Here is a 26,691-nt window from a genome sequence, read left to right as displayed (position 1 = left end):
GAGCCCGCGCCGTCTCTGGCCTGCGAGCGACTCTTGGGGTAGCGCACGCGCTACCCCCAGAGTGGACCTGAGGTCACTGTCATCGCCGGTCCGCGCCCCTACGCTGGGTCATCATGACCTCCGCGACGCGTACCTCCCCGGTGTGGTCGGTCGTCGGCGGCAATCCCGTACGCCTCGTGCTCTCGCCGTGGCCATGGCGCTCGCTCGCCTACCTGCTGACCGGTGCCGTGATCGGCCTGGTCTCGCTCGTCGGATTCTTCGTGACGATCGGCGTGGGTGTCGTGACGACCCCGCTCATCATCGGCTTGTTCATCCTCGGCGCGCTGCCCAAGCTCGGCGCCATGATCGCCGTCGTGGAGCGCCGACGGCTGCCGCTGATGCTGGGGGAGGCCGCGGCGCCGGGGCCCTCGGAGACACCGTGGTGGCGGACCCCGCGCGACGCCGCGTCGTGGCGTGCCCTCGGCTACGCCGTCCTGCTCGCGCTGATCCTCTGGGCCGTCGACGCCCTCGTCGTCGTGGTCGTGGTGACGACCGTCGTGGTGTCGCTGCTCTCGCCGCTGCTCGCCCACTACGACACGGTCGGCATGCTCTGGTGGCAGCTCGACTCGACCCGCGAGGCGCTGCCGTTCGCGATCATCGCGACGCCGGTCGGCCTGGTCCTGGGCTCGTACGTCCTGACGGTGCTCGCTGCAGCCCAGTCGTCGCTGGCGCGCATCCTGCTGAGCCCGCGCGAGGAGGAGCTCGAGGCCCGCGTCACCGAGCTGCGCCGGTCGCGGATCGACCTCGTCGACGCGTTCGAGACCGAGCGCAAGCGCATCGAGCGCGACCTGCACGACGGGGTGCAGCAGCGCATGGTCGCGCTGACGATGCTGCTCGGTCGCGCCGAGCTCGACGTGCCCGAGGGCGAGGGGCTGGCCCTCGTACGCCAGGCGCACAGTGAGGCCGAGGCGGCACTCGCCGACCTGCGCGAGGTCGTACGCGGCGTGCATCCCCGCGTCCTCACCGACCTCGGGCTCGGCGCCGCGATCCGCGAGGTCGCCGACCGCATGCCGATACCCGTACGCGTCGACGTGTCGCTCGACGAGCGGCCGCCGGCGCAGGTCGAGGCCGCGGCCTACTTCGTGGTCAGCGAGGGGCTGGCCAACGTCGCCAAGCACGCCGAGGCCCGCAGCGCCGCGATCCAGGCCCGCCGAGCAGGCGACTCGTTGGTGCTGGTCGTCAGCGACGACGGCCACGGCGGCGCGGTCGTCGGGGAGGGGACCGGCCTGTCCGGGCTCGTCACCAGGCTCGACGCGCTGGGTGGCACGCTGACCGTCACGAGTCCCGCCGGAGGACCGACCGAGTTGCGGATGGAGAGCCCATGGCACGTCGACCGCTGAGGATCGTCCTGGCTGAGGACTCGGCGCTGCTCCGTGAGGGACTGATCGGCATCCTCGAGCGTGCCGGTCACGAGGTCGTGGCGAGCGCGACGGACCCCGACGAGCTGGTGGCCGCGGTGCGCGCCGATCGGCCCGACGTGGTGATCACGGACGTACGCATGCCGCCGGGCCACTCCGACGAGGGGCTCCGTGCCGCCGCCGCGATCCGCGAGGAGCAGCCGGCGCTGCCGATCCTGGTGCTGTCGCAGTATGTCGCCGACGCCTATCTCCCGGTGCTCATGGACTCCACCGGGACGGCTGGAATCGGCTATCTGCTCAAGGACCGGGTCGGCCGGGTCGCCGACTTCCTGGTGAGCCTCGACCAGGTCGTCGAGGGGCAGACCGTCGTCGACCCCGAGGTCGTACGCCAGCTGCTGGCCCGCCGCAGCGACGACGGTCCGCTCGCCGCACTGACCGCCCGCGAGCGCGAGGTGCTCGCATTGATGGCTGAGGGACGCACCAACGGGTCGATCGCGGCGGCGCTGTTCGTCAGCGACGCCGCCGTGCGCAAGCACGTCGGCAGCATCTTCGCCAAGCTCGACCTCGGCGACGACCACGACCGCCGCGTCTCTGCCGTCCTCACCTACCTGCGGGGACAGTGAGGATTGTCTGACCTGGCGGCGAGGATGGGTCCATGACCGATCTGATCCAGCGCTACTTCGACCTTGCCGTGTCCGATCTGGAGGCGTGGTTCGAGCTGTTCGCCGACGACGTCGTCGTCGAGGACGACGGACGTACGCACCGCGGCATCGCCGAGGTCAGGGCATGGCGCTCGGACGTGCCTTCCGTGTCGTACACCGTCATCGACGTGTCGACCGATGACGGCTACCCGATCGCGACGGCCGACATCGCCGGTGACTTTCCCGGCAGTCCCATCGCCCTGCGCTACCACTTCATCGACATCGACGACGACCAGATTCGACACCTCGCGATCCGCCCCTGACCCCCGACTGCTCCACTCCCAGCGAGGGCTGCTCACATCGGGACGGGGGTGAGGGACTCTCGTACGGCGGCGCGCTTGCGGGACGAGCCGAGGATCCACGACAGCACGGCCGCGACGGCGCACAGCCCCGCACCGCCGAACCACGCCAGCGAGTAGCTCCCGGTCTGGTCGCGGATGACACCGGCGACCAAGGCGGCCGCAGCAGCGCCGAACTGGTGCGCGGCGAACACCCAGCCGAACACGATCGTGCCCTGCTCGCCGAAGATCTCCCGGCACAGCGCCACGGTGGGCGGCACCGTCGCGACCCAGTCGAGCCCGTAGATCACGACGAACGCCACGATGCTCGGCCGTACGCTCGACGACAGCAGCGACGGCAGCAGCACGAGTCCGACGCCACGGAACGCGTAATAGCCGACGAGCAGCATCCGGGGGTCGTAGCGGTCGGTGAACCAGCCCGACGCCACCGTGCCGGCGATGTCGAAGATGCCGACCACCGCCAACAAGCCCGCCGCCGTGGTCTGGGCCATCCCGTGGTCGTGCGCCGACGGGATGAAGTGGATGCCGACCAGGCCGTTCGTCGTCGCACCGCAGATCGCGAACGCGGCCGCGAGAGCCCAGAACGCCGGGACTCGGGCGGCGGCACGCAGGGCATCGGTCGCCCGCTTGGCTGCCCCGCCGGTCTCACGTACGGGCGGCCGCCAGTCGGCCGGTGCGCCGTAGGGCGCGAGGCTCCGATCCTCGGGGAAGTCGCCGATGAACCGGATGACCAGTGGTACGACCAGCAGTGCGGCGCCGGCGATCGTCAGCGACGCCGTGCGCCAGCCGACGTTGTCGGCGAGGGCGGCGACGATCGGCAGGAACACCAGCTGGCCCGTCGCACCGCCGGCGGTGAGGATGCCCATGACGAGGCCGCGCCGCTCGATGAACCAGCGGTTGGCGATCGTCGCGGCGAACACCATCGCCATCGATCCGGTGCCGAGGCCGATCAGCACGCCCCACGTGATGAGCAGCTGGAACGACTCGGTCATGAACACCGTGAGCCCGCTGCCCAGCGACACCATCAGCAGCGCCACCGTGGTGACCTTGCGGATGCCGAACTTGTCCATCAACGCCGCGGCGAACGGAGCGGTGAGGCCGTAGAGCAGCAGGTTGATGCTGACCGCGAGCGACATGATGCTCGTCGACCAGCCGAACTCGTCGTGCAGCGGCACGAACAGCGCACCCGGCGCGGCGCGGAAGCCGGCAGCGCCGACCAGCGCGACGAACGCCGTCACGGCGACGAACCAAGCCGGGTGGACGCGCGTACGAGTCATGGGACCTGACTTTCTTGAGGAAAGTTGACCAGTCGACCATACTGGTGCTGGCTTTCCTGGAGCAAGGCGATATCCAGCCACAATCGAGGTGCATCATGCCATTGCGATCCGACTGGTCCGAGGATCTGTGTCCCGTACGCCGCGGGCTCGACGTGCTCGGCGATCCGTGGATCATGCTGATCATGCGCGAGGTCCTGCACGGGCGTCGCCGGTTCGACGAGATCCGCGAGAGCATCGGCATCTCCGACGCGGTCCTGAGCCGGCGTCTGCGGCTGCTGGTCGACGAGGAGCTGCTGCGCAAGGTCGAGTACCGCGCCGACCGGCGTACGCACTTCGAGTACGTCGCGACGGAGGCCGGCGCCGACCTGCTGCCGATCATGCACGCTGTGTCGATCTGGGCCGAGAAGCACACCCGGATGCCCGAAGGCGGTGCGCACATGGCCGTCATCCATGAGACGTGCGGCGCCGAGACGACGACGGCGGACGCCTGCAGCGAGTGCGGCGAGGCGCTCCGGCCCGGAGACGTCAGCTGGGACAAGCCCTGGAAGGCGACACGCGAGCGCCTGGTCGGCGCTCCCTAGGACTCGGTCCGCAGGCCGACTCGACCGGGCAGACTGGCTCTGTGCCTGACATGACCCGCCTTCGCGAGTCCCTCGTCGCATGGGCTGCCAGTGGTGAGGATGCCGCCGTGCACGAGCTGGCCACCGGGCTGCGCACGGTCGCGCTGGTCGAGGGTGTGAGCGACCAGGCGGCGGTCGAACGCCTCGCCGTACGTCGCGGCCGGGACCTCGATGCCGAGGGTGTGTGCGTCGTGCCGATGGGCGGGGCGACCAACATCCGCCGGTTCGTCGACGTCCTCGGTCCGCACGGACTCGGCACCGCGATCGTGGGCCTGTGCGACCGTGCGGAGCTGGGGTTCTTCGAGCGAGCCCTCGCGCGCGCCGGACTCGGGCTCGACGGCTTCTTCGTGTGCGATCCCGACCTCGAGGGGGAGTTCATCCGCGCCCTCGGGCCGGAAGCGGTGGAGCAGGTCATCGCACTCGAGGGCGAGACGCGGGCGTACGACATCTTCCGCCAGCAGCCGGCGCAGCGGGAACGCAGCGCCGAGCAACGCCTGCACCGGTTCATGGGTACGCACAGCGGGCGCAAGGAGCAGTACGGCCGGGCGCTCGTCGACGCCCTGGACCTCGACCGCGTACCCCAACCCCTCGACAACCTGCTCGCGGAGCTCTGACCTTTCGACTGGCTCAAGGAGCACGGCTGAGAGAATGGCCGCATGGATCTCCCCGTCGCCTGGTCGCTCGTGCTCATCGTCACCGCGATCTGGAACTTCGTCATCTGGCCGCCGTTCCTCAAGCGCGTACGCAAGGACGAGCGGTCGCGTGACGCCGCGGGCAACGCCACGACGTTCCTGCGCGTCCACACGATCCTCATCGCGATCTCGCTGGCCCTGGCCGTCGCGGTCGGCGTGCTCGGAATCGTCACGCTGTTCTGAGCGTTGACCCACGCATGAGCAACCTCGTCACCCACAATGCCGACAAAGACCGCTACGAGATCCACGTGGACAACATCCTCGCCGGCTTCACGCAAGCGTTCGAGGACGGTGACGTCGTGACGTTCCCGCACACCGTCGTGTTCGACCAGTTCGAGGGTCAGGGCCTTGCATCGCAGCTGGTCACCGGCGCTCTCGACGACATCCGCGTGCGCGGCAAGAAGATCATCGCGACCTGCCCGTATGTCGCACGGTTCGTCGAGAAGCACCCGGACTACCAGGACCTCCTGGCGTGACCACGCGCACACCGCTCGATTCGTTGGGCGCGGCAACGGACTGCTAGAATGTGAATACGTGAACGCGCCAGTCCGGTGCTGTTCCGGCCCGACGAAGTAGCGCATCTTGCGTGAAATGGATATCGGGCATTCATCCCGAATCGTCTGTGAGTTCCTTGAATCAGCCTGAAGGCAGCTCTGTGCTGCCCACCTTTTCCACCCTCGACCTCCCCGCCTCGCTGGTATCCGCGTTGGCACGCCAGGAGATCGTCAACCCCAGTCCCGTCCAGCAGGCGGTGATCCCCGATGCGCTCGCGGGACGCCACGTGCTGGGCCGCGCGCGCACCGGCTCCGGAAAGACCCTGGCCTTCGGCCTCCCGGTCCTCGTCCGGCTCGCCGGTCGCACGAGCCGCCCCAAGGCCCCTCGTGGCCTGATCCTGCTCCCGACCCGTGAGCTGGCGACCCAGGTGCGTACGGCCATGGAGCCGCTCGCGCAGAAGATGGGCCTTCGCCTGACCACGGTCTACGGTGGCGTGCCGATCAACAAGCAGATCAGCACGCTCCGCAGCGGCGTCGACATCGTCATCGCCACCCCGGGCCGTCTGACCGACCTGCTCGACCGTCGCTGCATGACGCTCGACGACATCGAGATCACGGTCCTCGACGAGGCCGACCACCTGTGCGACCTCGGCTTCTACAAGCCGATCGACGCACTGTTGACCAAGACCCCCGAGTCGAGCCAGCGGCTGCTGCTGTCGGCGACGCTCGACGGCGACGTCAACAAGCTCGTCAAGCGCCACCTGCCCAAGCACGTCCTCCACGAGGTCGACTCGGGCGAGAGCGCGGTCGACACGATGGAGCACCACGTGCTCGTCAGCGCCGCGACCGAGAAGTCCAAGACCGCGTTCGACCTGCTGCGCGCCAACCCGCGCAGCATCGTCTTCACCCGCACGCGTCGCGGAGCCATGCGTCTCGCGCGCCAGCTGACGCAGAACGGCATCGAGGCCGTCGACATGCACGGTGACCTCTCGCAGCGTCACCGTGAGCGCAACCTCGAGGCGTTCAGCAGCGGTCGCGCCAGCGTCATCGTTGCCACGGACGTCGCCGCGCGCGGCATCCACGTCGACCGCATCGGTCTCGTCGTGCACTACGACGCACCGGCCGAGCACAAGGCCTACCAGCACCGTTCGGGCCGCACGGCTCGCGCCGGAGAGTCCGGGTCCGTCGTCACGATGACGACGCCCGAGGCGCTGCGCGACGTCATGCAGCTGCAGAACAAGGCCGGTGTCACGGCGCGTCATCACGACGCCCGCACGGCACCGTCGCCCATGACCGCAGAGGCACTGTCCGGCGCCGGCACCGAGGCTCCGCACATGTCGTCCGTACGCCAGGGTGCTCGCACTCCGGGCAACGGCGGCGGCCGCGGAGGCAACAGCGGCGGAGGGCGTCCCCAGGGCGGCTTCCGTGGCAACGGTGGCGGACGCCCGCAAGGGGGCGGCGGCAACCGTGGCGGTGGCGGCGGACGCCGTCGCAGCGGTGGGTCCGGCGGATCCACTCGGGTCTACTCCTCCTCCTGACGGCCAGCACGACACTGGAGCGGCGTCATCCCCGGTACGCCCGGGGGTGGCGCCGCCAGTCGTTTCGGCCCTCTCGGCGGTGGATTCTCCACCGTACGATCCCGCATCAGGTGGAACATCCACCGCCCACGAGCATGAGGCGAGCCTGCATACGCTGTGGATGTGAGCATCCTGATCCAGGCGCCGGAGCTGATCTCCTCGACCGGTCGCATCGTCCTGCTCGACGTCCGATGGAAGCTGGGCGGCCCTCCAGGTCGTGACGACTACCTCGCCGGCCACCTGCCCGGTGCCGTGTTCGTCGGGCTCGACACCGAGCTGGCGGCGCACGGCGAGCCCCAGGACGGCCGGCACCCGCTGCCCTCGGTCGAGTCGCTGCAGGCCGCGGCCCGACGCTGGGGCATCGGCGACGGCGACGCCGTGGTCGCGTACGACGACAGCGGCAACCTCGCCGCTGCACGCGCGTGGTGGCTGCTCCGCTGGGCCGGATTCGACGACGTACGCCTCCTCGACGGCGGGCTCAGCGCCTGGGTGGCTTCCGGTGGAGCGCTCGAGACCGACGATGTCGTGCCGGAGCCGGGTGACGTGACCCTCGACGGTGGACACCTGCCGACGATCGACATCGACGGCGCTGCGTCGTACGCCGGCGTGCTCCTCGATGCCCGTGCCGGCGAGCGGTATACCGGCGAGACCGAGCCGATCGATCCCCAGGCGGGTCACATTCCCGGCGCCGTCAGTGCCCCGACGACCGACAACCTCGACGACACCGGCCACTTCCGAACCGTCACCGAGCTGCGCCGCCGGTTCGAGGCACTCGGAGTCCGCGACGGAGTTGACGTCGCGGCCTACTGCGGCTCCGGTGTCACCGCCGCGCACGAGGTCGCAGCGCTCGCGATCGCCGGTTTCGACGCGGCGCTCTATCCCGGCTCGTGGTCACAGTGGAGCAACCATGACGACCGCCCGGTCGCGACGGGGACGACGCCGCGCTAGACGCCCGGCACCATGACGTGCCACGGGCGTACGCGCAGCACGAGCAGGTCGCCGGCGACGGCCGGGTCGTCGTGGGCGGCGTCGATGTAGCCGGCCGCCTCTGACGCCGGTACGCGGATGATCGTCTGGCCATGGCCCGGCTCGTCGGGCAACGGTCCAGCCGCCACGAGCACGCCGTCGGCCTTGAGCTTGTCGATGAACACGAGGTGCTCGGCGAACAGCGGATGCGCGAAGACCGATCCGGTGGCGGCCAGACCGGGCGCTGCTTCGAGGATCAGCCACACGTCCTCGGCGCCGCCCGACGATGGCGGCAGGGCGGCGCGGAGGTTCGCGAGCACGCCGACCCAGCCACCGCGGTACTCCTCACGTGCGTCGAGGGGCTCGGCGAACACCTCCCAGCCCGTGTGTGTCAGGCGTACGAGGGTGCGGTCGGCGCCGATCGGCACGAAGTCGACCGTGACCGTGCTCGCCCGCTCCGCGCCGTGACCCGGGTGCCACGTGAAGGTCAGGCTGCTGGGCGGCTCGGCGCTGATCACCGTGCCCCAGGTCGCGGTCTCGCCGGTCGACGAGGTCTCGACGATCTGGTCGTCGACGAACGCCACCGAGGTGTCCTGCTTGTAGACCGAATGGCGCTGGAGCGGCCACCACGTGCCGATCTGCCGGGTCCACGCGGCATAGGCATCCGACGCCGACGCGCCCACCACGACCTGGCGCACGATGGGAGGAATCGTCATGATGCTGCTCCGTTCTCGACGTGCCTGGCGAACGACGACAACGCGTCGTCCCACGTCTCGGTGAGCCACACCTGTACGGCCGCGAGACCATCGGGCGCGAGCGCGTAGAGGTTGCGGGTGCCGACGCTCGTGTGCTGGACGACACCGGCGTCCTCCAGGACCCGCAGGTGCTTGCTCACGGCCGGCCGGCCGATCGGCAGCCGATCAGCCAGCTCGCCGACGGGCAGGGCGCCCCTGCCGAGCGTCTCGGTGATGCTGCGTCGCATCGGGTCACCGAGTGCGTCGAGGATGGCGTGGGCTGATGAATGGTTGCTCATGGGTAACCGTTACTGTAGAGCAACCATAGGGCTGTGGTCCAGTGCGCGATCGACTGCACCCATACGAGATGCTGGGCACCATGCTCGTGAAGGGGAGGCTGCCGCGGATCGGCCTGCTTGGCCCTGCGTTCATCGCCGCCGTGGCGTACGTCGATCCGGGCAACGTCGCGACCAACGTGACCGCCGGCTCGAAGTTCGGCTACACCCTGGTCTGGGTCGTCGTGATGGCCAACGTCATGGCCGTGCTGGTGCAGTACCTTTCGGCCAAGCTCGGCATGGTGACCGGCATGTCGCTCGCCGGCCACATGGGTCAGCGGCTTCCCACCGGGCCGCGCATCGCGTACTGGCTGCAGGCCGAGGCCATCGCGATCGCGACCGATCTCGCCGAGGTGGTCGGCGGCGCGATCGCGCTCTACCTGCTGTTCGACCTGCCGCTCGAGCTCGGCGCCGTCATCACCGCTGCGGTCGCGATGGTCGTCCTGCGCATCGGTGACCTGCGCGGTCAGCAGACGCTCGAGCGGGTCATCGTGGGATTCCTCGCCCTGATCGCCGTAGGGTTCATGGCGGGCCTGTTCGTCGACCCGCCAGAGGCCGGGCCCCTGGCGACGGGTCTGCTGCCGACGTTCGACGGCACCGACAGCGTCCTGCTCGCCTCAGGCATCATCGGCGCGACGGTCATGCCGCACGTCATCTACCTGCACTCCAGTCTCACGATCACCCGCCTCGACCGCCGCGGTGAAGGACTCACGGTTCGCGAGCTCCTGTCGGCGACGCGCACGGACGTCGTGCTCGCCCTGATCCTCGCCGGCATCCTCAACCTGTCGCTGCTCGTCGTCGCCGCCTCGAGCCTCGACGGCCTGCCGGGCACTGACACCTTGCAAGGGGTTCACGCCGTGGTGACCTCGGAGCTGGGCGCCGGCATCGCCCTCCTGTTCGCGGTCGCGCTGCTCGGGTCCGGGCTCGCCTCGACCTCGGTCGGCAGCGCGGCAGGCGCCGAGGTCATGAAGGGTCTGCTGGGCGTACGCCTGCCGATCCTCGTCCGCCGGGTCGTGACGCTGATCCCGGCGCTGGTCGTGCTGGCTCTCGGCGCCGAGCCCAGCCGGGCGCTCGTGATCTCGCAGGTCGTGCTCTCGATCGGCATCCCGTTCGCGCTGGTCCCGCTCGTGGTGCTGACCGCCCGCAAGGACGTGATGGGTGAGTACGCCAACGCGCGCCGCACCACCGCCGCCGCGTGTCTCGTGGCCGCGATCGTCGTCGCGCTCAACGTCTCGCTGCTCTGGCTGACCTTCACCGGCTGACCCGCATCGACCGACGTGCGAGCGGCGGCCACCGGTGCGACGCTGGCGGCATGAGTCCAGGCCCCCTCGCCGTCCGATCCATCGTGCTCGACAGCACCGACATTCGTACGCTGGCCGAGTTCTATCGCCACCTCCTCGACCTGACGTACCGCTCCGGTGACGAGCCTCCGCCGCCTGGCGAGCCGGACCCGCAGGGCACCGACTGGCTCGTCCTGCGCGGCGGCGACGGCGGCGCGCAGCTCGCGTTCCAGCGCGTCGACGTCCTGCCCGCAGCGACTTGGCCCGAGGGACGGGTGCCGCAGCAGCTGCACCTCGACCTCACCGTCGCGACGATCGCCGACCTCGATGCGCACCACGATCGGGCGCTGGCGCTGGGCGCCCGACTGCTCCTCGATCGCCACGACGATCCCGATGAGCCGCTCTACGTGTACGCCGACCCGGCGGGCCATCCGTTCTGCATCTTCGTGGCCGATCCGCTGACGACCTGAACACCCACGGCTCTGGAGAACTGACTCGCGAACCCCGATCATGGACTCATGCCTGAGCTTCCCGAGGTCAATGCGCTGGTCGAGTTCCTCGACAAGGAGACCGCCGGCGCCGTCGTGGTCGGCATCGAGCTGGCGTCGTTCGCGGTGCTGAAGACGTTCGACCCGCCGGTCTCCGCGCTGTCCGGGCTCGCGGTCACCGGGGCCAGTCGGCACGGCAAGTTCATCGACATCGACGTCGACGGCATCCACATCATCGTGCACCTGGCCAAGGCCGGCTGGCTGCGCTGGTCGGAGCAGCTGCCGGACACCAAGCTCAAGCTCGGCGCCAGCAACATCGCCGCCCGCGTACGCCTCGACCGCGGCGACGGTCCGCACATCGGCTTCGACGTCACCGAGGCCGGCACCCGCAAGGGCCTGGCGATGTATGTCGTCCGCGACCCGTCCGAGGTGCCCGGCATCGCCGCGCTCGGACCCGAGCCGCTCGAGCCGGGCTTCGAGCTGCGCCCGCTGCTGGCTCGACGCATGCAGGTCAAGCGGCTGCTGCGTGACCAGAAGATCATCGCCGGCGTCGGCAACGCCTACAGCGACGAGATCCTGCACGCAGCGAAGCTGTCGCCGTTCGCGATCGCCGAGAACCTCAGGGAGGACGAGATCGTACGCCTCGAGGCCGCGGTGCAGGACATCCTCCGGGAGGCCGTCGAGGAGGCCCGCGGCAAGCCGGCCGAGGAGCTCAAGGACGACAAGCGCACGCGGATGCGGGTCCATGGGCGTGCGGGCGAGAAGTGTCCCGTGTGCGGCGACACCGTGCTCGAGGTGACGTATTCGCAGTCGGCGCTGCAGTACTGCCCGACCTGTCAGACCGGCGGCAAGCCGCTCAAGGACCGGACCACGAGCAAGTTCCTCAAGTAGGTCAACCCGCTGCGACGAGGCCCACGGCCAGCGCGGCGAAGACCAGGCCGACGGCCTGCCAGCGCAGGATCCTCTCGCGCAGCAGCACCGACGCGAGCAACACCGTGCTCGCCGGATAGAGCGACGAGATCACCGAGACGATCGACAGCAGCCCGTGGTGCGTCGCATAGAGGAACGCCCCCTGAGCCGTCGCGCCGAGCGGACCCATCACCACCGCGCCCCAGACCCGGCGACCCCGCGGCACCCAGGCGTGTCCGAGCACCGTGGCCGTGACGACGACCCCGAGCACCGAGGTGAGCTGTGACAGCGCGAGCGGGTAGAGCCCGGCGTCGTCGCCGACCTGTCCGAGGAACGTGAACAGCAGGCCGAACCCGACACCGGCCAGGATGCCGTCGATCACGCCGCCGCGGTGCACGCCGTCGTCATGGCCGCCGTCGTCGACCCGTGAGATGAGCGCGATCGCCGGGAACGCGAACACCACCCCCAGCATCGCCATCCACGACGGTCGGTCGCCCGTCGCCAGCCCGACGATCACGGGGATCAGCGCCGTGCCGATGGCGGACAGTGGGGCGACGACCCCCATGCGGGCGGTCGAGAGTCCGCGATAGAGGAATGCCACGCCGAACCCGCCGCCGAGCCCGGCCAGCGCGCCGTACGTCAGGTCGGTGCTCGTCGGCGACCCGGCGATGATGAGCGCGGCGAGCAGGCTGAGCACGCCGGACGAGGTCTGGCCCACGATCGCGACCTGCCACGGCGACGACCGCTTGGCGAAGATCCCGCCGAGGAAGTCCGAGACGCCGTACGACAACGCGGACAGGAGGGACAGAGCGATGGCCACCTGCGCAGCCTAAGCGCGGTCGCCGACAACGGGCGACCGCTGGCCCCGCTACGTACGATTGAGGTATGAGGTTCGCCAAGTCGTTCGGGTCGCAGGCCAACTCCGCCGTCGGCGGGTTCGCCTCGCGCGTCGACGGCCAGACCGGAGAGGTCGCGCACCGCGTCGCCGGCGTCATCACCGTCGCGGTCCGCGTGCTCCGGGTGCCCACGGCGATCCTGCAGGCCGTCCCCGTGCCGTTCATCGCCGCGACGCTGGCGCTCGGTCTGGTCGCCGACGGTGGCGTACGCATCGTGGTGCTCGTCGCGGGTGCCGTGATGGCGGCCGTCAGCGGCGCGTTCTGGGCTCGTCGACGGGCGATCCTGCGGGCCGTCGAGGAGCCGAACAAGCTGGCGACCGAGCTCGGCATCGCGATCAGCCTCAGCGACAAGGTCGACGAGACCCGCGGAGCGCTGGAGCGGGTCGCGGGCGGCGGTGGCTGGCGGCTGTTCGACCGGCTCAAGGGTGCCTGGGGCGGCATGTCGATGACCGGCCGTTGGATCGACGGCATCGGCGACCTGCCCCGCGCGCGCTACTTCGTGCCACCGAGGATCGGCACGACCGTCACGATCACGATCGCCGCGCTCTGGCTGGTGCCGATCTCGGTCGTCGTGGCGCTGTTCGCCCTGATCGGGACGATCGCCGGATCCCTCTGACCTGTCGTGCCCGGCACCGTCAGGATCGGCATCTCCGGGTGGACGTACGCGCCATGGCGCACGGTGTTCTATCCCGAGGGCCTGCGCCAGAAGGACGAGCTCGCGTATGCCGCGAGCAAGATGACCAGCATCGAGATCAACGGGTCGTTCTACTCCCTGCAGCGGCCCGAGAGCTATCAGGCGTGGCGTGAACGTACGCCCGAAGGTTTCGTGTTCGCGGTCAAGGGCGGCCGGTTCATCACGCACATGAAGAAGCTCGCCGACGTCGAGACGCCGTTGGCCAACTTCTTCGCATCAGGCCCGCTGGCGCTCGCCGAGAAGCTCGGTCCCGTGCTTTGGCAGCTGCCGCCGACGCTCGGCTTCGACGCCGAGCGACTTGAGAGCTTCTTCGGCCTGCTGCCCCGCACGACGGCGGCGGCCGCAGAGCTCGGGTCGCGCCACGACGAGCGGGTCGCCGGGCGGTCCCACCTCGACGTCCCCGTGGTGCAGGCGATCCGGCACGCGGTCGAGGTCCGCCACGAGTCGTTCCTCGCCCCGGAGTTTCTCAGCCTGCTCCGCGAGCACGGCATCGGGCTGGTCGTCGCCGACACCGCCGGCAAGTGGCCGCTGATCCGCGAGGTGACGGCCGACTTCGCGTACGTACGCCTGCACGGCGACACCGAGCTCTACGCGAGCGGCTACTCCGACGCGGCTCTCGACGAGTGGGCAGCTCTGATGCGCGGCTGGGCCGAGTCCGGCACCGACGTCTACGCGTACTTCGACAACGACATGAAGGTCCGCGCCCCCTTCGACGCGATGGGCCTGATCGAGCGGCTCGCCGATCTCGGCCCGTGGCGTCCGGAGGCTGGGTGATGTGGCAGCGCAGGCCCTAGGTCACCGATCTGCCGCAGCGTCGATCAGCACCTGCATGGCGGGGCCGTAGAGCCGTACGACATCCTCGATCGCGGCGTCGGCGACCGGCGGCATCTGCACGACGTAGCGCAGCGTCGCCATGCCGATCAGCTGGCTGGCGATGAGCGTGGCACGCAGCTCGCGGTCGTCGCCCTCGAGCACCTCCATCAGGGTGCTGACCAGCACCTCGCGGGCGAGCTGCAGCATCGGTGCCTGGGAGTCCTGGGCGCTCATCGTGGTCCGGTACATCGAGCTGAAGACGTCCCGATGGGGATCCCAGGCGGTGAGGAACGTGCGCAGCAGCCGCTCGGCCATGCCGTCGGGGCCGTCCTCGATCACCCCGGCGATCTTCTCGATCGGGTTGACCGGCAGCTCCATCGTCGCGACGAGCAGGCCTGCCTTGTCGCCGAAGTAGTGGCTGATCAGGCTCACGTCGACACCGGCTTCGCGGGCGATCGCCCGCATCGACGTGCCGCTGAATCCTTGCGCTGCGAACTTGGCGCGGGCGGCGTCGAGGATCGCGGCGCGGCGGTCTGCGGCGTCCCCGGCCGGCGGGCGCCCCCGCGTACGTTTGACGGTCATGGCGTGCGGCGCCGGAGAGTCAGTGACGCGCCGATCAGGGCCAGCGCGCAGCAGCCGAGGAGAATCACGAGGTCCTTGCCCAGGCTCGAGGTGGAGTCGCTCGTCGATCCCAGCTCGCTGAAGGCATCGGCCGCGTAGCTCATCGGCAGGGCGTCGGACAGCCAGCGCAGGATGTCGGGCATCGAGTCGCGTGGGGCGAGCAGGCCGCACAGCAGCAGCTGGGGCACCACCACGAGCGGCATGAACTGGACCGCCTGGAACTCCGTGACCGCGAACGCCGACATCAACAGGCCGAGGGCGGTGCCCAGTACGGCGTCGACGACCGCGAACAGCACGACGGCCCACGGGGTGTTGACGTCCATGTCGAGCAGCCAGATCGCGACGGCCGACGTGACGAGCGCCTGGCCGAGGGCCGCTGCGCCGAACGCGACGCCGTAGCCGCCGATGAGCTCGCCGCGTCGCAACGGGGTCGTCAGCAAGCGTTCGAGCGTCCCGGACGTCCGCTCGCGCACCATCGTCACCGACGTCACGAGGAACATGACGACGAACGGGAAGATGCCGAGCATCTGGGGGCCGACGCGGTTGAAGATCGCCGGGTTGCCGTCGTAGACGTACTTGAACAGGAGCAGCAGGACCGAGGGCAGGACGACGATCATCCCGATGCTGCGCGGATCGTGGGCCAGCTGCTGCAGCACCCTGCGCGCGGTGGCGATGGTCCTCGTCATGCTGCCCCCTCGGCCAGGGTGAGGAAGGCCTGCTCGAGGTCGTCCTGGCCGGTGTCGGCGCGGAGCTCGTCGGGTGTCGAGTCGGCGATGATCCGGCCCTCACGCATCAGGAGCACGCGGTCGCAGCGGCCGGCCTCGTCCATGACGTGGCTCGACACCAACAGCGTCTTGCCATCGGACGCGAGACGCTTGAAGAGCTGCCACAGGTCGCGGCGGAGCACGGGATCGAGGCCCACGGTGGGCTCGTCGAGCAGGTAGAGCTCGGGGTCCGCCAACAGCGCCGCCGCCAGCGAGACCCTCGTGCGCTGCCCGCCGGAGAGGTCGGCCACCAAGGCGTCGGCCTTGTCGGCGAGGCCGACGTTGTCGACCGCCTCGAGCGCCGCCGCCTCGTCGCTCCCGGTGAGGGCGGCGAAGTAGCGCAGGTTCTGCATGACGGTCAGGTCCGGATAGACCGAGCTGGCCTGGGTGACGTAACCGACCCGCCGTCGGGCTTCGGGGCGACCGGCTGGACCGTCGAGCACCGTGACGGTGCCGGCCTTGACGACCTGGATGCCGGCGATGGCACGGATCAGCGTGGACTTGCCGCAACCGCTCGGACCCAGCAGTCCGGTGACGGAGCCGCGTGGCACCGTCACCGTGAGGTCGGGGAGCACGGTGGTCTTCCCGCGGATCACGGTGAGGCGGTGGATCTCGACCGCTGAACTATTCAACATGTGTTGAATATAAGACCGTGCCCTCCGTTCGGTCAAGCCACTACGTGACATCGCCGATGTCATGGTCCTACTGTTCACGCATGGACATCCGAGGACTGGCCCTGCTCCCCGTACGCGTGACGGTCGCCGCGACCCAGGCGACGTTGGGGCTCGGCCAGCTCGCGTCGCCACAGGGGCCGATCCTGCGTGAGGGCGGCTACGGCACCCGGCTGGCACAGATCTTCGGCGAGGGCGGCCTGCTCGACCAGCTCAACCGGATCCTCGCCGACGAGCGCGGACCCATCGGCCTCGCCAACACCCTCGCCGACCTGACCGCCGACGACCGGCCCGTAGGCAAGGCGCTGGCCCGGGACGGCCTGCTCGACCGGATGGCGGATGAGAACGGCCCGTTCGTACGACTGCTCGAGGCCGACGGCCCGCTCGACCGGGCCTTGAGCGAGGACGGCCCGCTCTATCGGCTGCTCGCACCCGGAGGGCCCCTCGACCGCTTGCTCGCCGAAGAAGGCGCGATCGACCGCATCCTCGCGGAGGGCGGCCTGATCGACCAGCTGCTCGCCGAGCAGGGGATCCTCGAGAAGCTGCTGGCGCCCGGCGGCACGCTGGACCAGCTCATCGAGCTCGGCGCCACGTTCGACGCGATCGTCCCGCGGCTCGAGGCGCTGGGCAACGCGATCCCCAACCTCAACTCCGCCGTCAACATCCTGAGCGGCGCCGTCGAGCCCTTGGGTGCGCTCGCGGGCCGGCTGCCCGGCGGCCGGCGGCGGCCGGCGGTGCTCGACCCCACTGTCAGCGACTAGCAACCTCGGCTTGAGTCCCGGAGCATGATCGAAGCAGGACCACTCCGGAGGAGAGCCACATGAGCAGCACGCCAGGGATCGTCGTCGTCGGGGCCGGGCTGGCCGCGGCCAAAGCTGTCGAGTCCATGCGGGAGGCCGGGCACGCGGGCACCATCACGTTGATCGGCGAGGAGCCGGAGCGTCCGTACGAACGGCCGGCACTGTCCAAGGACTACCTCCAGGGCAACGGGTCCAAGGACGACCTGTTCGTCCACCCGGAGGAGTGGTACGCCGAGCACGACGTCGTGACCCGGTTCGGCGAGACCGCGACGTCGATCGACCGGGACGCGCGCACGGTGTCGCTCGCGTCGGGAGACACCGTGCCGTACGAGCGCCTGCTGATCACGACGGGTTCGCGGCCGCGAACGCTCGAGCTCCCCGGTGCGGACCTCGACGGCGTGGTCTCGTTGCGTCGCATCGGCGACAGCGACCGCATCCGCGAGGCGTACGCGCGGGCTTCGAGCGTCGTGATCATCGGCGCCGGCTGGATCGGCCTCGAGACCGCGGCCGCAGCGCGTGCCGCCGGTCTGCCGGTCACGGTCCTGGAGTACGCCCCGCTGCCGCTCGGCCGGGTGCTGGGTGACGAGCTGGCGACCTACTTCGCCGACCTGCATCGCCGCAACGGTGTCGACCTCCGCACGTCGGTCGAGGTCACCGCGATCACCGGCACCGACGGACGGGTCAGTGGCGTGCGGGTGGGTGAGGAGGAGATCGCGGCGGACCTCGTGATCGTCGGTGTCGGCATCAGCCCCAACGCCGAGCTCGCTGCCGAGGCCGGTCTCGAGGTCGACAACGGCATCCTCGTCGACGAGCACCTGCGTACGTCGGACCCGGCGATCTATGCCGCCGGCGACGTGGCCAACGCCTACAACTCCACGCTCGGCGACCGGCTGCGGGTCGAGCACTGGGACAACGCGATCCGCCAGGGCCAGCTCGCCGGGCGCACCGTGCTGGGCCGGGACGACACGTACGACTGGCAGCCCTACTTCTACACCGACCAGTTCGACCTCGGGATGGAGTACGTCGGGCGCGGCGGCGCCGCCGACGACGTCGTGATCCGCGGCGACAAGGCCGGCGGCGAGTTCATCGCGTTCTGGCTCGACGGCGACCGCGTCACCGCGGGCATGAATGTCAACGTCTGGGACGTCAACGACGACCTGCGCGCGCTCGTCGGGAGTAGCGTGGATCGCTCAAGGCTCGCCGAACCCGACGTGCCGCTCACCGAGGTGGTGACGACATGACGCCCGACCAGGACCGCTTCAAGCAGCTGCCCAAGCGCGTACGCCTCGAGGACACCATCACGACGGCCGAGACCGACCCGGTGCCCGACCCTGACGGTGACCGGGATCCCGACCGCGACTTCCTGATCCGCTACGGCCTCGGCGGCGTCTGACGGAGCGCGTGACCGGCTGCCTAATGTTGTCGGTGTGCCTCAACTCTTCGAGCCCCTGACGCTGCGCGGCGTCACCGCCCGCAACCGCATCTGGCTCGCGCCGATGTGCCAGTACTCCTGCTTCGACCGCGACGGGATGCCGAACGACTGGCACCTCGTCAACCTCGGCCAGCACGCGACCGGAGGCTTCGGCCTCGTCATGACCGAGGCGACCGCCGTGGTGCCCGAGGGCCGGATCAGCCCCGAGGACACCGGCATCTGGTCCGACGCGCACATCGAGCCGTGGCGGCGCATCGCGGAGTTCGTACGCGGTCAGGGTGCGGTCGCCGGGATCCAGCTGGCGCATGCGGGTCGCAAGGGCTCGACGTGGGCGCCGTTCGCTGACGGCGACGGGACCGTGCCGGCAGCCGATGGTGGCTGGCCGGCGATCGGGCCGTCGGCGCTGGCGTTCGAGGGCTACGACGTGCCGCGGGCCATGACGACCGACGAGGTGGCCGCGCTGCCGCAGGCGTTCGCCGACGCTGCGGTGCGTGCCGACCGGGCCGGGTTCGACGTCGTCGAGGTCCACGGCGCGCACGGCTACCTCCTCCACGAGTTCCTCTCGCCGCTCGCCAACCAGCGCACGGACCGTTACGGGGGTTCGTTCGACAACCGCACGAGGCTGGTCGTCGAGATCGTCGACGCCGTCCGCCAGGTCTGGGACAAGCCGTTGTTCGTACGTCTGTCGGCCTCGGACTGGGCCGACGGCGGCTGGAACGTCGAGGAGACCGCCCGGCTCGGTGCCGTGCTCGAGCAGCACGACGTCGACCTGCTCGACGTGTCGTCGGGCGGCGCCGTGGCGCACCAGAAGATCGACATCGGACCGGGCTACCAGGTGCCGTTCGCCCGTGAGGTGCGCGAGGTCAGCGGCCTCCCGGTCTCCGCGGTGGCCTGATCACCGACCCTGCGCAGGCCGAGCAGGTGCTCCGGGACGGTTCGGCCGACGTCGTGATGCTCGGCCGGGTCGCGATCCGCGAACCCGCGTGGCCGCTGCGTGCCGCCCATGAGCTCGGCGTCGCCCCGAAGGACGCGCCCTATCCACCGCAGCACGCTCGCGGCGCCTGGCGGTGACCTGGCGTCCACCCCCACGTGTGAGCGGTGACCTGGCGTCCACCCAAGAGGCGTACGTGGACGCCAACCCACCGCCCCGCCTGCCGGCTGGACGCTGTTCCACCGCTCAACGGGCGGTACGGGGACGCCGGTACGACCGATAGGATCAGGGTGTGAGCGAAGCCCCCCGCCTGGACACTGTCGCCGTAGCCGAAGCCACCCCGGACAAGCCGCAGCCGTGGTCCGAGCTGGGTCTCCGTGAGGAGGAGTACGACAGCATCCGCGAGATCCTCGGCCGCCGCCCGACCGGCGCCGAGCTGGCGATGTACTCCGTGATGTGGAGCGAGCACTGCTCCTACAAGTCGTCCAAGGTGCACCTCAAGAAGTTCGGCGACCTGCCGCAGGAGACGCCGCTCGGCAAGACCCTCGCCGGCATCGGCGAGAACGCCGGCGTCATCGACATCGGCCAGGGCTACGCCGTCACGTTCAAGGTCGAGTCGCACAACCACCCGTCCTACGTCGAGCCCTACCAGGGCGCCGCGACCGGCGTCGGCGGCATCGTCCGCGACATCCTCGCGATGGGCGCGCGCCCGATCGCGGTGATGGACCCGCTGCGCTTCGGCCCCCTCGACGCTCTCGACACCCGCCGCGTCATGCCCGGCATCGTCGCCGGCGTCGGCGGCTACGGCAACTGCCTCGGCCTGCCCAACATCGGCGGCGAGGTCGTGTTCGACGACACCTACGTCGGCAACCCCCTGGTCAACGCGCTGTGCGTCGGCGTGCTCCGCCACGAGGACCTGCACCTCGCATTCGCCAGCGGTGTCGGCAACAAGGTCGTCCTCTACGGCGCCCGCACCGGCGGCGACGGCATCGGCGGCGTCTCGGTCCTCGCGTCCGAGACGTTCGACGCCGACGGCCCGGCCAAGCGCCCCAGCGTCCAGGTCGGTGACCCGTTCATGGAGAAGCTCCTGATCGAGTGCACGCTCGAGCTGTTCCGCGCGCAGGTCGTCAACGGCATCCAGGACCTCGGCGGCGCCGGCCTCTCGTGCGCCACCAGCGAGCTCGCCTCGGCCGGTGACGGCGGTATGCACGTCGAGCTCGACACCGTCCCGCTGCGCGACTCGACGCTCTCGCCCGAGGAGATCCTCATGAGCGAGTCGCAGGAACGCATGATGGCCGTCGTCGAGCCGCACCACCTCGACGCGTTCATGGCGATCTGCGCCAAGTGGGACGTCGAGGCGGTCGTCGTCGGCGAGGTCACCGACGGCGACAACCTGGTGATCGACTGGCACGGCCAGACCGTCGTCGACGTGCCGCCCCGGTCGGTCGCCCACGACGGTCCGACGTACGACCGGCCCTATGCACGCCCTGAGTGGCAGGACGCCCTGCAGGCCGACGGCGCCGAGCAGCTCGCCCGCCCGGCCTCCGGCGACGAGCTCCGCGACCAGGTCGTCGCGGTCGTCACGTCGCCCAACCTGGCCGACAAGTCATGGGTCACCGACCAGTACGACCGCTACGTCCAGGGCAACACGGTCCTGGCCCAGCCCGAGGACGCCGGCGTCATCCGCATCGACGACGAGACCAACCTCGGCGTCGCGGTGTCAACCGACTGCAACGGTCGCTTCGCCAAGCTCGACCCCTACGTCGGCGCGCAGCTCGCCCTGGCCGAGTCCTACCGCAACGTCGGCGTGACGGGCGCCCTGCCGCTCGCCGTCACCGACTGCCTCAACTTCGGCTCGCCCGAGAACCCCGACGTCATGTGGCAGTTCGAGCAGGCGACGCACGGCCTCAAGGACGCGTGCGAGGTGCTGGGCATCCCGGTCACCGGCGGCAACGTGTCGTTCTACAACCAGACCGGCGAGACGCCGATCCTGCCCACGCCGGTCGTCGGCATCCTGGGCGTCATCGACGACGTACGCACGCGCATCACACAGGGCTTCGTCGCCGAGGGCAGCCACGTGCTGGTGCTCGGCGAGACGCGTGACGAGCTCTCCGGGTCGTCGTGGGCCGACGTCGTCCACGGCCACCTCGGCGGCCGGCCGCCGATCGTCGACCTCGAGGCCGAGCGTGCCCTGGCCAACCTCATGGTCGAGGCAGCCAAGACCGGTGTCGTCGAGGCGGCGCACGATCTCTCGGACGGCGGCCTGGCGGTCGCCCTCGCCGAAGCCACGTTCCGCCACGGCGTCGGCGTCACGGTCGACCTCGACGACCCGTTCCTCGACCTCTTCAGCGAGTCGGCGGCCCGCGCGATGGTCGTCGTCGCCGAGGGCCGCCACGACGAGTTCGTGTCGCTGGCCGAGAAGCATGGCGTCGAGCTGGCCTCCGTCGGACGTACGGGCGGCGACGTCATCGAGGTCGCCGGCCAGTTCAGCGTGCCGGTGGCCGAGCTCAAGGCGGCCTGGCAGGCGACGATCCCCGCGGTCCTGGGCGCGCACGTCGCCTGATGGCACGCAGGCCGTCGCCGCTGTCGCACGAGGAGTTCGTTGCGATCTGCCGCCGGCTCGACGAGGGTGACCCGGCGCGGGCCGACCTCAAGGCGGCGACGATGCACCTCGTCGCGCTGCTCGTCGCCAGGGCGCCGGGCGCCAGCGTCGAGGTGCGCATCCCGCCGTTCGCGGCGGTCCAGTGCATCGCGGGCGCCCGCCACACCCGCGGCACTCCGCCCGCGGTGGTCGAGATGGACGCGCCGACCTGGATCGCCCTGGGCCGCGGCCGGCTGCAGTGGACGGACGCCAAGGTGCGTGCCTCGGGCGAGCGGTCCGACCTCTCGCCACTGCTGCCGCTCGACGAAGCCTGAGATTTCACCCAGTTCCGGCGAAACCGGCGCAACAAGACACACCGTCCCGTTATGATCTTGCGGTCAGGGAGGGAACCCGACATTCACCATCAGGCGCACTCATGACGAATGGCAACACCGATCCTGCACAGCAGTGGTCCGACCTGCTCTCGAGCCTCACGGGGCAGCGACGGGAAGCCGTCGTCGCGGCGCTGCGGTCATCAGCCGAGCAGGGCTGGCCGGCCGACCGCGAGGCCGTACGCCTCCTCGTCGCCTACGCCAACGGTGAGATCGACGCGCAGGACTACGCCGTCGGGATCGTGGTGTCCCTCGGCGGCCACGAGAACGCCGTACAGCCGCAGAGCCCGCCACCGTTCGAGCGCCCGTGGGCGCAGCAGCTCGCCGAGCAGTCATGGGCAGCCCCGCAGCAGGCCGCGCCCCAACCCGCCGCGCCGGCCGCGCCCGCACCGGCTCCGCCGGTTGCCTCGTTGACGCCTGAGAACCGGCTGACCCGCGAGGAAGCCGTCGCCGCCTACGTCTCGGGGCGCATCCCCGTCGAGGAGTTCCTCCGCATCACCCGCGGCGTCTCCGCCTAGCGCCGCGCCGCCATGGCGCGAGCCGGATAGTTCGTCGTCACCATCCAGACGTCCGGGTCGTTCATCCAGCGCTCGAGCTCGTCCTGACGGTCCACGGTCCACACCAGCAACGGCAGCCCGCGCTTGCGTGCGTACGTCTTGAGGGTCAGCCGCGCCACGACCTTGTGCGACACCACGAGGTTGGCGCCGCTCAGCAGGACCCGCAGCCGTGGGAACGCCGACTCGATCCGCACGAGCTTCCTGACGAGCCAGTTGCTCGTGCCGGCCCGGGCACTCGAGGACAGGCCGACCAGCAGGTCGGGCGCGTGTACCTTCGACCACCGGCGTATGCGCCTGACGGAGGAGTCCTCGGCCGTCGTGATGATCGCCTGGTCCGTGCCGAGCGCGTCGACGATCTGCTCGACCAGCGCGATCTCGTCACCGCGCACCTTGAGGTCGACGTGGGCCCTGATCCGGCCGCGGATCAGGGCGAGCACCGCGTCGAGGTCGACGAGCCGCGACGGTGAGAACTCGTCGTGGCGGTGCTTGGCGATCGAACGGCGCACCGAGTCGTCGTCGATCTCGTCGTCATGGAAGATGACCGGCCGGCCGTCGGCGGTCAGGCGTACGTCGAACTCCACGAAGTCGCAGCCGAGGGCGATCGCGGACTCGAACGCCGCCAGGGTGTTCTGCGCCGGGTGGTCGTCCGCGGCCCCACCGCGGTGCGCCGACACGAGAGCCATGCGAACGGCTAGCCGAGCTTGCCGCGCTGGAGCAGCGACCAGACCGACTCCTCGGCCGTCGAGTACTGCGTCAGCCCGTTGGCCTTCCGGTACTCCTTGACCGCGGTGATCGTGCTGGAGTCGAAGATGCCGGTCAGTCGCGGGTGCAGGCCGGCGGCGATCAGGGCCCGCTGGATGCGCCACACCGACAGGCCGACGGTGCCCTGCTTGAGCACGTGCGGAATCGGTCCGGCCGCGTGCAAGGCGGTCCAGGTCGGCCGCGTGGTGTGGCCGGCGGGCGCCCAGCCCTTGGTCTTGCGGAACGCGTCGATGGCCTTGGCCGTCGCGGAGCCGAACGTCTCGTTGACCGTGGTCAGGAAGCCCTGCTCGTGCAGGAGGCACTCCAGCGCCGCGACCTCCGGGCCCTGGCTGCCGACCGAGAGCGCCGGATAGGACGTGAACGACATGGCCACGCCGCACGGCCGCACATCCTTGACCGCAACCGATCCCTTGCCGACGTCGAGGAAGTCCTTGTCGATGTTGATCGACTTGCCGCCGTACGTCATCGTCACGCCGTTGTGGTACTGGTGGATGCGCTGGTGGTTGGCCCAGCCGTCGTCGGCGAGATAGGGCCCGCCGTCGGTGTTCGCGATCTTGTTGGTCCACGCGATCCAGAGCTGGTCCGGCTTGGTGAAGTTCGGGCGCCCGGCGATGCGGGCGGCATCGATCGCCGCGATGGCCGCCGAGCCGCTGGAGTAGACGCCGGACTTGTAGCCGTGGTTGTGCAGGTACTCGGTCCACGCGTCGACGAACTCCAGCACGACGTTGTCGCACTTGGCCGTACGGGCGTACCACTCGAGGTCGAGGTAGGAGTAGCTGCCGGTCCCGAAGCCGTACTTGACCAGCGCCGCGATCGTCTCGGCAGCATCTTGGCGGGCCTGCGAGCGGGCCAGCGAGACGGTGTAGGACATCCGCTTCTTCTGGACCCGGCTGTCGGGGTTGTTGACGAAGCACGGTGCCTGCCGGCCCACGTGGATCGGCATGAAGCGCCAGCCGTTGGCGGCGTTGGTGGCGACCCATGCCTTGCTGAGGTTGGGCTGGTAGGCGTCGCCGCAGTAGCGGGAGCTGCCCGAGACGTAGATGCCGATCGCCGTGAAGGGCGAGCGGAGGTTCCACGCGTCCATCGTCGACTGGTTGGGGGCGACGCACGCGTCGAAGCCGTGGCCGGTGAAGTCACCGGGGGCTCGCGGGGCCGCCACAGCGGGTGAGGACAGCAGAAAGGTCGCGGCCAGGCCGGTCAGGATGCCGGTGATCGTGAGCCGCGAGGTGGGGGAAGGCACCAGGCGCATCCTTAGAGGGTACGGCCACGGGCCTGCCAAGTCAGGGATATCTGGCTCGGGGGTTGCCGCGGTGCGCGCGACCGGGGCTAGGCTTGGGCCGGGCGTGGTCCCGGTCCCTCCCCTGGATGATCGGGGCCACGTTCACCTCACACCTGCCGGGCACATCCGCCGGTTGAGCCTGTCGAAACCTCACACCTGCCGGGCGCGATCGCCCCAGTACGGCTTGCGCAGGTCCCGCTTGAGGACCTTGCCCGAAGGATTGCGCGGCAGCGCATCGACGATGTCGATCGAGCTCGGCGTCTTGTAGCCGGCGAGTCGCTCCCGGGCGAACGCGATGAGCTCCTCGGCCGGCACGGCCTGATCGGGCTTGAACGCCACGACCGCCTTGACCGACTCGCCCCACCTGTCGTCCGGGACTCCGATGACGGCGAGCTCCTGGACCGAGGGGTGCTCGGCGAGGACCCGCTCGACCTCGGGGGAGTACACGTTCTCCCCGCCGGTGATGATCATGTCCTTGATGCGGTCCTCGATGAACAGGAAGCCGTCCTCGTCGGCCCGGCCGAGATCGCCCGTACGGACCCAGCCGTCAGGCGTGATGAGCTCGGCGGTGGCTTCGGGCTTGCCCAGATAGCCGATCGTGGCCTGCGGCGTACGGAACCAGACCTCGCCGGACTCGCCCTGCGGCACGTCCTCGAGCGTGACGGGGTCGACGATCCGCATCTCGGTGTGCGGGACCGGGCGCCCGGCCGACACCAGCCGCTCGGGGTGGGCCGCGTCGCGGTGCGCCGCGTCGTTGAGCACCGTGACGACGCCGCCGAACTCGGTCATGCCGTACACCTGCTGGAACTCGGTGTCGGGCCAGGCCTCCATCGCCGCGCGGAGCACCGGCAGCGGCATCGGCGCCGCGCCGTAGCCGAGCGACTTCAGCTTGCTGAACAGACCCATCACCTGGGGACCTGCAGCGATCAGGGCGGTGACGACGGCGGGCACGAGGAACGCATGCGTGCAGCCGGCCATCACGCCACCCGCCAGCAGCGCCCCGTCGACCTCGGGCACGATGTAGGCCGTCGCGCCGATGACCGGAGCCTGCAAGGCGTACGAGGTGCCGCCGACGTGGAACATCGGCATCGCGACGAGCAGCATGTCGCCCTCGCCGTACGTCGCGTCGCCGAGGCCGTTGACGCTGTGCTCGACCATGGCGTGCTGGCTGAGCTGTACGCCCTTGGGTCGTCCGGTCGTGCCGGAGCTGTACATCACGACGCAGATGTCGTCGGGCTCGACGGCCGGATCCCGGTCGGTCGGGGTCGCCGCAGACTGCCAGGCCTCGAGCTCGTCGTGGTCGCCGCCGATCACGATGACCTTCCTGACGTGTTGGAGTCGGTCACGCACCTGGGCGAACTGCTCCAGGAGGTGGTGCCCGACGAGGACCACCTCGGCTCCGCAGTCGTTGAGCACGTAGTCGAGCTCGTCGCCGGCCAGACGCCAGTTGACGACGGTTGTCGCGGCGCCGAGCTGGCAGCCGCCGAGGATCACCTGGAGGACGGCGGGATCGTTCTTGGCGAGGATCGCGACCCGGTCGCCGCGGCCCACACCGTCGGCCCGGAGCGCGCCGGCGGTCCGGCGTACGGACTCCCACGCCTCGGCCCACGACCACGTGCGTTCGCCGAAGATCCAGCACGGCTTGTCGGGCCGCTCCTCGGCACGATGGGCGAGGAAGTCCGGCAGATAGGTGGCGGGCGGGATGGCGATCGACATGGCGCTCCTCGAC

30 protein-coding genes and 1 pseudogene are annotated in these 26,691 nt (G+C 70.2%); 21 read left to right on the top strand and 10 right to left on the bottom strand.

From position 1 onward, the window contains the following. Nucleotides 1–113 precede the first annotated feature (113 nt). The 3 genes from ESP70_RS14370 to ESP70_RS14360 are packed head-to-tail and all read left to right on the top strand — an operon-like array spanning nucleotide 114 to nucleotide 2,361. Nucleotides 114–1,379 carry a sensor histidine kinase gene (locus ESP70_RS14370; RefSeq protein WP_149690010.1) on the top strand — a complete coding sequence of 422 codons (1,266 nt, stop codon included), beginning with the start codon at nucleotides 114–116 and terminating at the stop codon, nucleotides 1,377–1,379. Continuing rightward, nucleotides 1,361–2,020 carry a response regulator transcription factor gene (locus ESP70_RS14365; RefSeq protein ID WP_149690009.1) on the top strand — a complete coding sequence of 220 codons (660 nt, stop codon included), beginning with the start codon at nucleotides 1,361–1,363 and terminating at the stop codon, nucleotides 2,018–2,020. The genes ESP70_RS14370 and ESP70_RS14365 overlap by 19 nt, the downstream gene beginning before the upstream one ends. A 32-nt stretch (nucleotides 2,021–2,052) precedes the next feature. Continuing rightward, the gene (locus tag ESP70_RS14360) at nucleotides 2,053–2,361 is read left to right on the top strand and encodes a nuclear transport factor 2 family protein (RefSeq protein WP_149690008.1); all 309 of its coding nucleotides are present in this window, start codon (nucleotides 2,053–2,055) and stop codon (nucleotides 2,359–2,361) included. A gap of 32 nt (nucleotides 2,362–2,393) precedes the next feature. Here the strand turns inward: ESP70_RS14360 and ESP70_RS14355 are convergent, their stop codons facing one another. Continuing rightward, a complete protein-coding gene (locus ESP70_RS14355) occupies nucleotides 2,394–3,674 on the bottom strand; it encodes an MFS transporter (protein ID WP_149690007.1) in 1,281 nt (426 codons plus the stop codon). A 95-nt stretch (nucleotides 3,675–3,769) separates the two neighbouring features. On the opposite strand from ESP70_RS14355, the gene ESP70_RS14350 reads away from it, so the two are divergent. From ESP70_RS14350 to ESP70_RS14325, 6 genes are all read left to right on the top strand, one after another. Continuing rightward, entirely contained in the window at nucleotides 3,770–4,255 is a 486-nt protein-coding gene (locus ESP70_RS14350; RefSeq protein WP_149690006.1) for a winged helix-turn-helix transcriptional regulator, read from the top strand. A gap of 50 nt (nucleotides 4,256–4,305) precedes the next feature. Beyond that, complete coding sequence (locus ESP70_RS14345; RefSeq protein WP_149690773.1) at nucleotides 4,306–4,908, top strand: TOPRIM nucleotidyl transferase/hydrolase domain-containing protein; 603 nt, start codon at nucleotides 4,306–4,308, stop codon at nucleotides 4,906–4,908. A gap of 42 nt (nucleotides 4,909–4,950) precedes the next feature. Further along, nucleotides 4,951–5,169 (top strand): SCO4848 family membrane protein, encoded by a 219-nt coding sequence (locus ESP70_RS14340; protein WP_149690005.1) that lies wholly within the window; start codon nucleotides 4,951–4,953, stop codon nucleotides 5,167–5,169. 14 nt (nucleotides 5,170–5,183) lie between these two features. Next, nucleotides 5,184–5,462, top strand: coding sequence for a GNAT family N-acetyltransferase (locus tag ESP70_RS14335; RefSeq protein WP_149690004.1), 279 nt, complete (start codon nucleotides 5,184–5,186; stop codon nucleotides 5,460–5,462). 179 nt (nucleotides 5,463–5,641) lie between these two features. Next, entirely contained in the window at nucleotides 5,642–7,018 is a 1,377-nt protein-coding gene (locus ESP70_RS14330; protein ID WP_223148740.1) for a DEAD/DEAH box helicase, read from the top strand. A gap of 162 nt (nucleotides 7,019–7,180) precedes the next feature. Then, nucleotides 7,181–8,005: a sulfurtransferase gene (locus tag ESP70_RS14325; RefSeq protein ID WP_149690002.1), complete on the top strand. Its 825-nt coding sequence runs from the start codon at nucleotides 7,181–7,183 to the stop codon at nucleotides 8,003–8,005. Here ESP70_RS14325 and ESP70_RS14320 read toward each other — a convergent pair. Further along, on the bottom strand, nucleotides 8,002–8,739 hold the full coding sequence (locus ESP70_RS14320) for an SRPBCC domain-containing protein (protein WP_149690001.1): 738 nt from the start codon (nucleotides 8,737–8,739) through the stop codon (nucleotides 8,002–8,004). The two genes, ESP70_RS14325 and ESP70_RS14320, sit on opposite strands and share 4 nt — an antisense overlap. Next, nucleotides 8,736–9,056, bottom strand: a complete 321-nt coding sequence (locus ESP70_RS14315) for an ArsR/SmtB family transcription factor (RefSeq protein WP_149690000.1) — start codon at nucleotides 9,054–9,056, stop codon at nucleotides 8,736–8,738. The genes ESP70_RS14320 and ESP70_RS14315 overlap by 4 nt, the downstream gene beginning before the upstream one ends. 80 nt (nucleotides 9,057–9,136) lie before the next feature. On the opposite strand from ESP70_RS14315, the gene ESP70_RS14310 reads away from it, so the two are divergent. From ESP70_RS14310 to ESP70_RS14300, 3 genes are read left to right on the top strand one after another with little or no spacing between them, the layout of a single operon-like run. Continuing rightward, entirely contained in the window at nucleotides 9,137–10,354 is a 1,218-nt protein-coding gene (locus tag ESP70_RS14310) for an Nramp family divalent metal transporter (RefSeq protein ID WP_223148739.1), read from the top strand. A 50-nt stretch (nucleotides 10,355–10,404) separates the two neighbouring features. After that, a complete protein-coding gene (locus ESP70_RS14305; RefSeq protein WP_149689998.1) occupies nucleotides 10,405–10,842 on the top strand; it encodes a VOC family protein in 438 nt (145 codons plus the stop codon). A gap of 48 nt (nucleotides 10,843–10,890) precedes the next feature. Then, nucleotides 10,891–11,751, top strand: a complete 861-nt coding sequence (locus ESP70_RS14300; protein ID WP_149689997.1) for an Fpg/Nei family DNA glycosylase — start codon at nucleotides 10,891–10,893, stop codon at nucleotides 11,749–11,751. Between the two features lies 1 nt (nucleotide 11,752). On the opposite strand, the gene ESP70_RS14295 is transcribed toward ESP70_RS14300, so the two are convergent. Continuing rightward, nucleotides 11,753–12,589 carry a DMT family transporter gene (locus tag ESP70_RS14295; RefSeq protein ID WP_149689996.1) on the bottom strand — a complete coding sequence of 279 codons (837 nt, stop codon included), beginning with the start codon at nucleotides 12,587–12,589 and terminating at the stop codon, nucleotides 11,753–11,755. A 65-nt stretch (nucleotides 12,590–12,654) separates the two neighbouring features. On the opposite strand from ESP70_RS14295, the gene ESP70_RS14290 reads away from it, so the two are divergent. Next, entirely contained in the window at nucleotides 12,655–13,281 is a 627-nt protein-coding gene (locus tag ESP70_RS14290; RefSeq protein WP_149689995.1) for a hypothetical protein, read from the top strand. A 6-nt stretch (nucleotides 13,282–13,287) separates the two neighbouring features. Next, complete coding sequence (locus tag ESP70_RS14285) at nucleotides 13,288–14,133, top strand: DUF72 domain-containing protein (protein WP_149689994.1); 846 nt, start codon at nucleotides 13,288–13,290, stop codon at nucleotides 14,131–14,133. Nucleotides 14,134–14,154: 21 nt separating this feature from the next. On the opposite strand, the gene ESP70_RS14280 is transcribed toward ESP70_RS14285, so the two are convergent. Genes ESP70_RS14280 through ESP70_RS14270 form a run of 3 tightly spaced genes read right to left on the bottom strand, consistent with a single transcriptional unit; the run spans nucleotide 14,155 to nucleotide 16,192 of the window. Next, nucleotides 14,155–14,754, bottom strand: coding sequence for a TetR/AcrR family transcriptional regulator (locus ESP70_RS14280; RefSeq protein ID WP_149689993.1), 600 nt, complete (start codon nucleotides 14,752–14,754; stop codon nucleotides 14,155–14,157). After that, nucleotides 14,751–15,479 carry an ABC transporter permease gene (locus tag ESP70_RS14275; RefSeq protein ID WP_149689992.1) on the bottom strand — a complete coding sequence of 243 codons (729 nt, stop codon included), beginning with the start codon at nucleotides 15,477–15,479 and terminating at the stop codon, nucleotides 14,751–14,753. The genes ESP70_RS14280 and ESP70_RS14275 overlap by 4 nt, the downstream gene beginning before the upstream one ends. Next, nucleotides 15,476–16,192: an ABC transporter ATP-binding protein gene (locus tag ESP70_RS14270; RefSeq protein WP_149689991.1), complete on the bottom strand. Its 717-nt coding sequence runs from the start codon at nucleotides 16,190–16,192 to the stop codon at nucleotides 15,476–15,478. Before ESP70_RS14270 ends, ESP70_RS14275 begins: the two co-directional genes overlap by 4 nt. Nucleotides 16,193–16,272: 80 nt before the next feature. Here ESP70_RS14270 and ESP70_RS14265 point away from each other — a divergent pair, with 80 nt between their 5' ends. From ESP70_RS14265 to ESP70_RS14240, 7 genes and pseudogenes are all read left to right on the top strand, one after another. After that, nucleotides 16,273–16,989: an ABC transporter gene (locus tag ESP70_RS14265; protein WP_149689990.1), complete on the top strand. Its 717-nt coding sequence runs from the start codon at nucleotides 16,273–16,275 to the stop codon at nucleotides 16,987–16,989. A 59-nt stretch (nucleotides 16,990–17,048) separates the two neighbouring features. After that, a complete protein-coding gene (locus ESP70_RS14260; protein ID WP_149689989.1) occupies nucleotides 17,049–18,269 on the top strand; it encodes an NAD(P)/FAD-dependent oxidoreductase in 1,221 nt (406 codons plus the stop codon). After that, nucleotides 18,266–18,421 carry a hypothetical protein gene (locus ESP70_RS20180; RefSeq protein ID WP_188110645.1) on the top strand — a complete coding sequence of 52 codons (156 nt, stop codon included), beginning with the start codon at nucleotides 18,266–18,268 and terminating at the stop codon, nucleotides 18,419–18,421. The genes ESP70_RS14260 and ESP70_RS20180 overlap by 4 nt, the downstream gene beginning before the upstream one ends. A 16-nt stretch (nucleotides 18,422–18,437) precedes the next feature. After that, a pseudogene (locus ESP70_RS14255) lies at nucleotides 18,438–19,531 on the top strand (NADH:flavin oxidoreductase/NADH oxidase). Nucleotides 19,532–19,683: 152 nt separating this feature from the next. Then, nucleotides 19,684–21,954 (top strand): phosphoribosylformylglycinamidine synthase subunit PurL, encoded by a 2,271-nt coding sequence (gene purL, locus ESP70_RS14250; protein ID WP_188110644.1) that lies wholly within the window; start codon nucleotides 19,684–19,686, stop codon nucleotides 21,952–21,954. Further along, complete coding sequence (locus tag ESP70_RS14245; protein ID WP_149689988.1) at nucleotides 21,954–22,307, top strand: sterol carrier family protein; 354 nt, start codon at nucleotides 21,954–21,956, stop codon at nucleotides 22,305–22,307. The genes purL and ESP70_RS14245 overlap by 1 nt, the downstream gene beginning before the upstream one ends. 101 nt (nucleotides 22,308–22,408) lie before the next feature. Continuing rightward, a complete protein-coding gene (locus ESP70_RS14240) occupies nucleotides 22,409–22,882 on the top strand; it encodes an antitoxin VbhA family protein (RefSeq protein WP_149689987.1) in 474 nt (157 codons plus the stop codon). Here the strand turns inward: ESP70_RS14240 and ESP70_RS14235 are convergent. The 3 genes from ESP70_RS14235 to ESP70_RS14225 form a co-directional block, all read right to left on the bottom strand. After that, nucleotides 22,879–23,604 (bottom strand): glycerophosphodiester phosphodiesterase, encoded by a 726-nt coding sequence (locus tag ESP70_RS14235; protein ID WP_149689986.1) that lies wholly within the window; start codon nucleotides 23,602–23,604, stop codon nucleotides 22,879–22,881. The two genes, ESP70_RS14240 and ESP70_RS14235, sit on opposite strands and share 4 nt — an antisense overlap. 8 nt (nucleotides 23,605–23,612) lie before the next feature. After that, a complete protein-coding gene (locus ESP70_RS14230) occupies nucleotides 23,613–24,923 on the bottom strand; it encodes a glycoside hydrolase domain-containing protein (protein WP_188110643.1) in 1,311 nt (436 codons plus the stop codon). 189 nt (nucleotides 24,924–25,112) lie between these two features. Then, nucleotides 25,113–26,678 (bottom strand): long-chain-fatty-acid--CoA ligase, encoded by a 1,566-nt coding sequence (locus tag ESP70_RS14225; protein WP_149689984.1) that lies wholly within the window; start codon nucleotides 26,676–26,678, stop codon nucleotides 25,113–25,115. Nucleotides 26,679–26,691: the final 13 nt, after the last annotated feature.

Origin of the sequence: Aeromicrobium ginsengisoli, from assembly GCF_004134905.2 — a bacterium.
Taxonomy (GTDB): Bacteria; Actinomycetota; Actinomycetes; order Propionibacteriales; family Nocardioidaceae; genus Aeromicrobium; species Aeromicrobium ginsengisoli.
The sequence above is the reverse complement of the archived record's forward strand: the minus strand, read 5'-3'. Positions and strand labels throughout refer to the sequence as shown.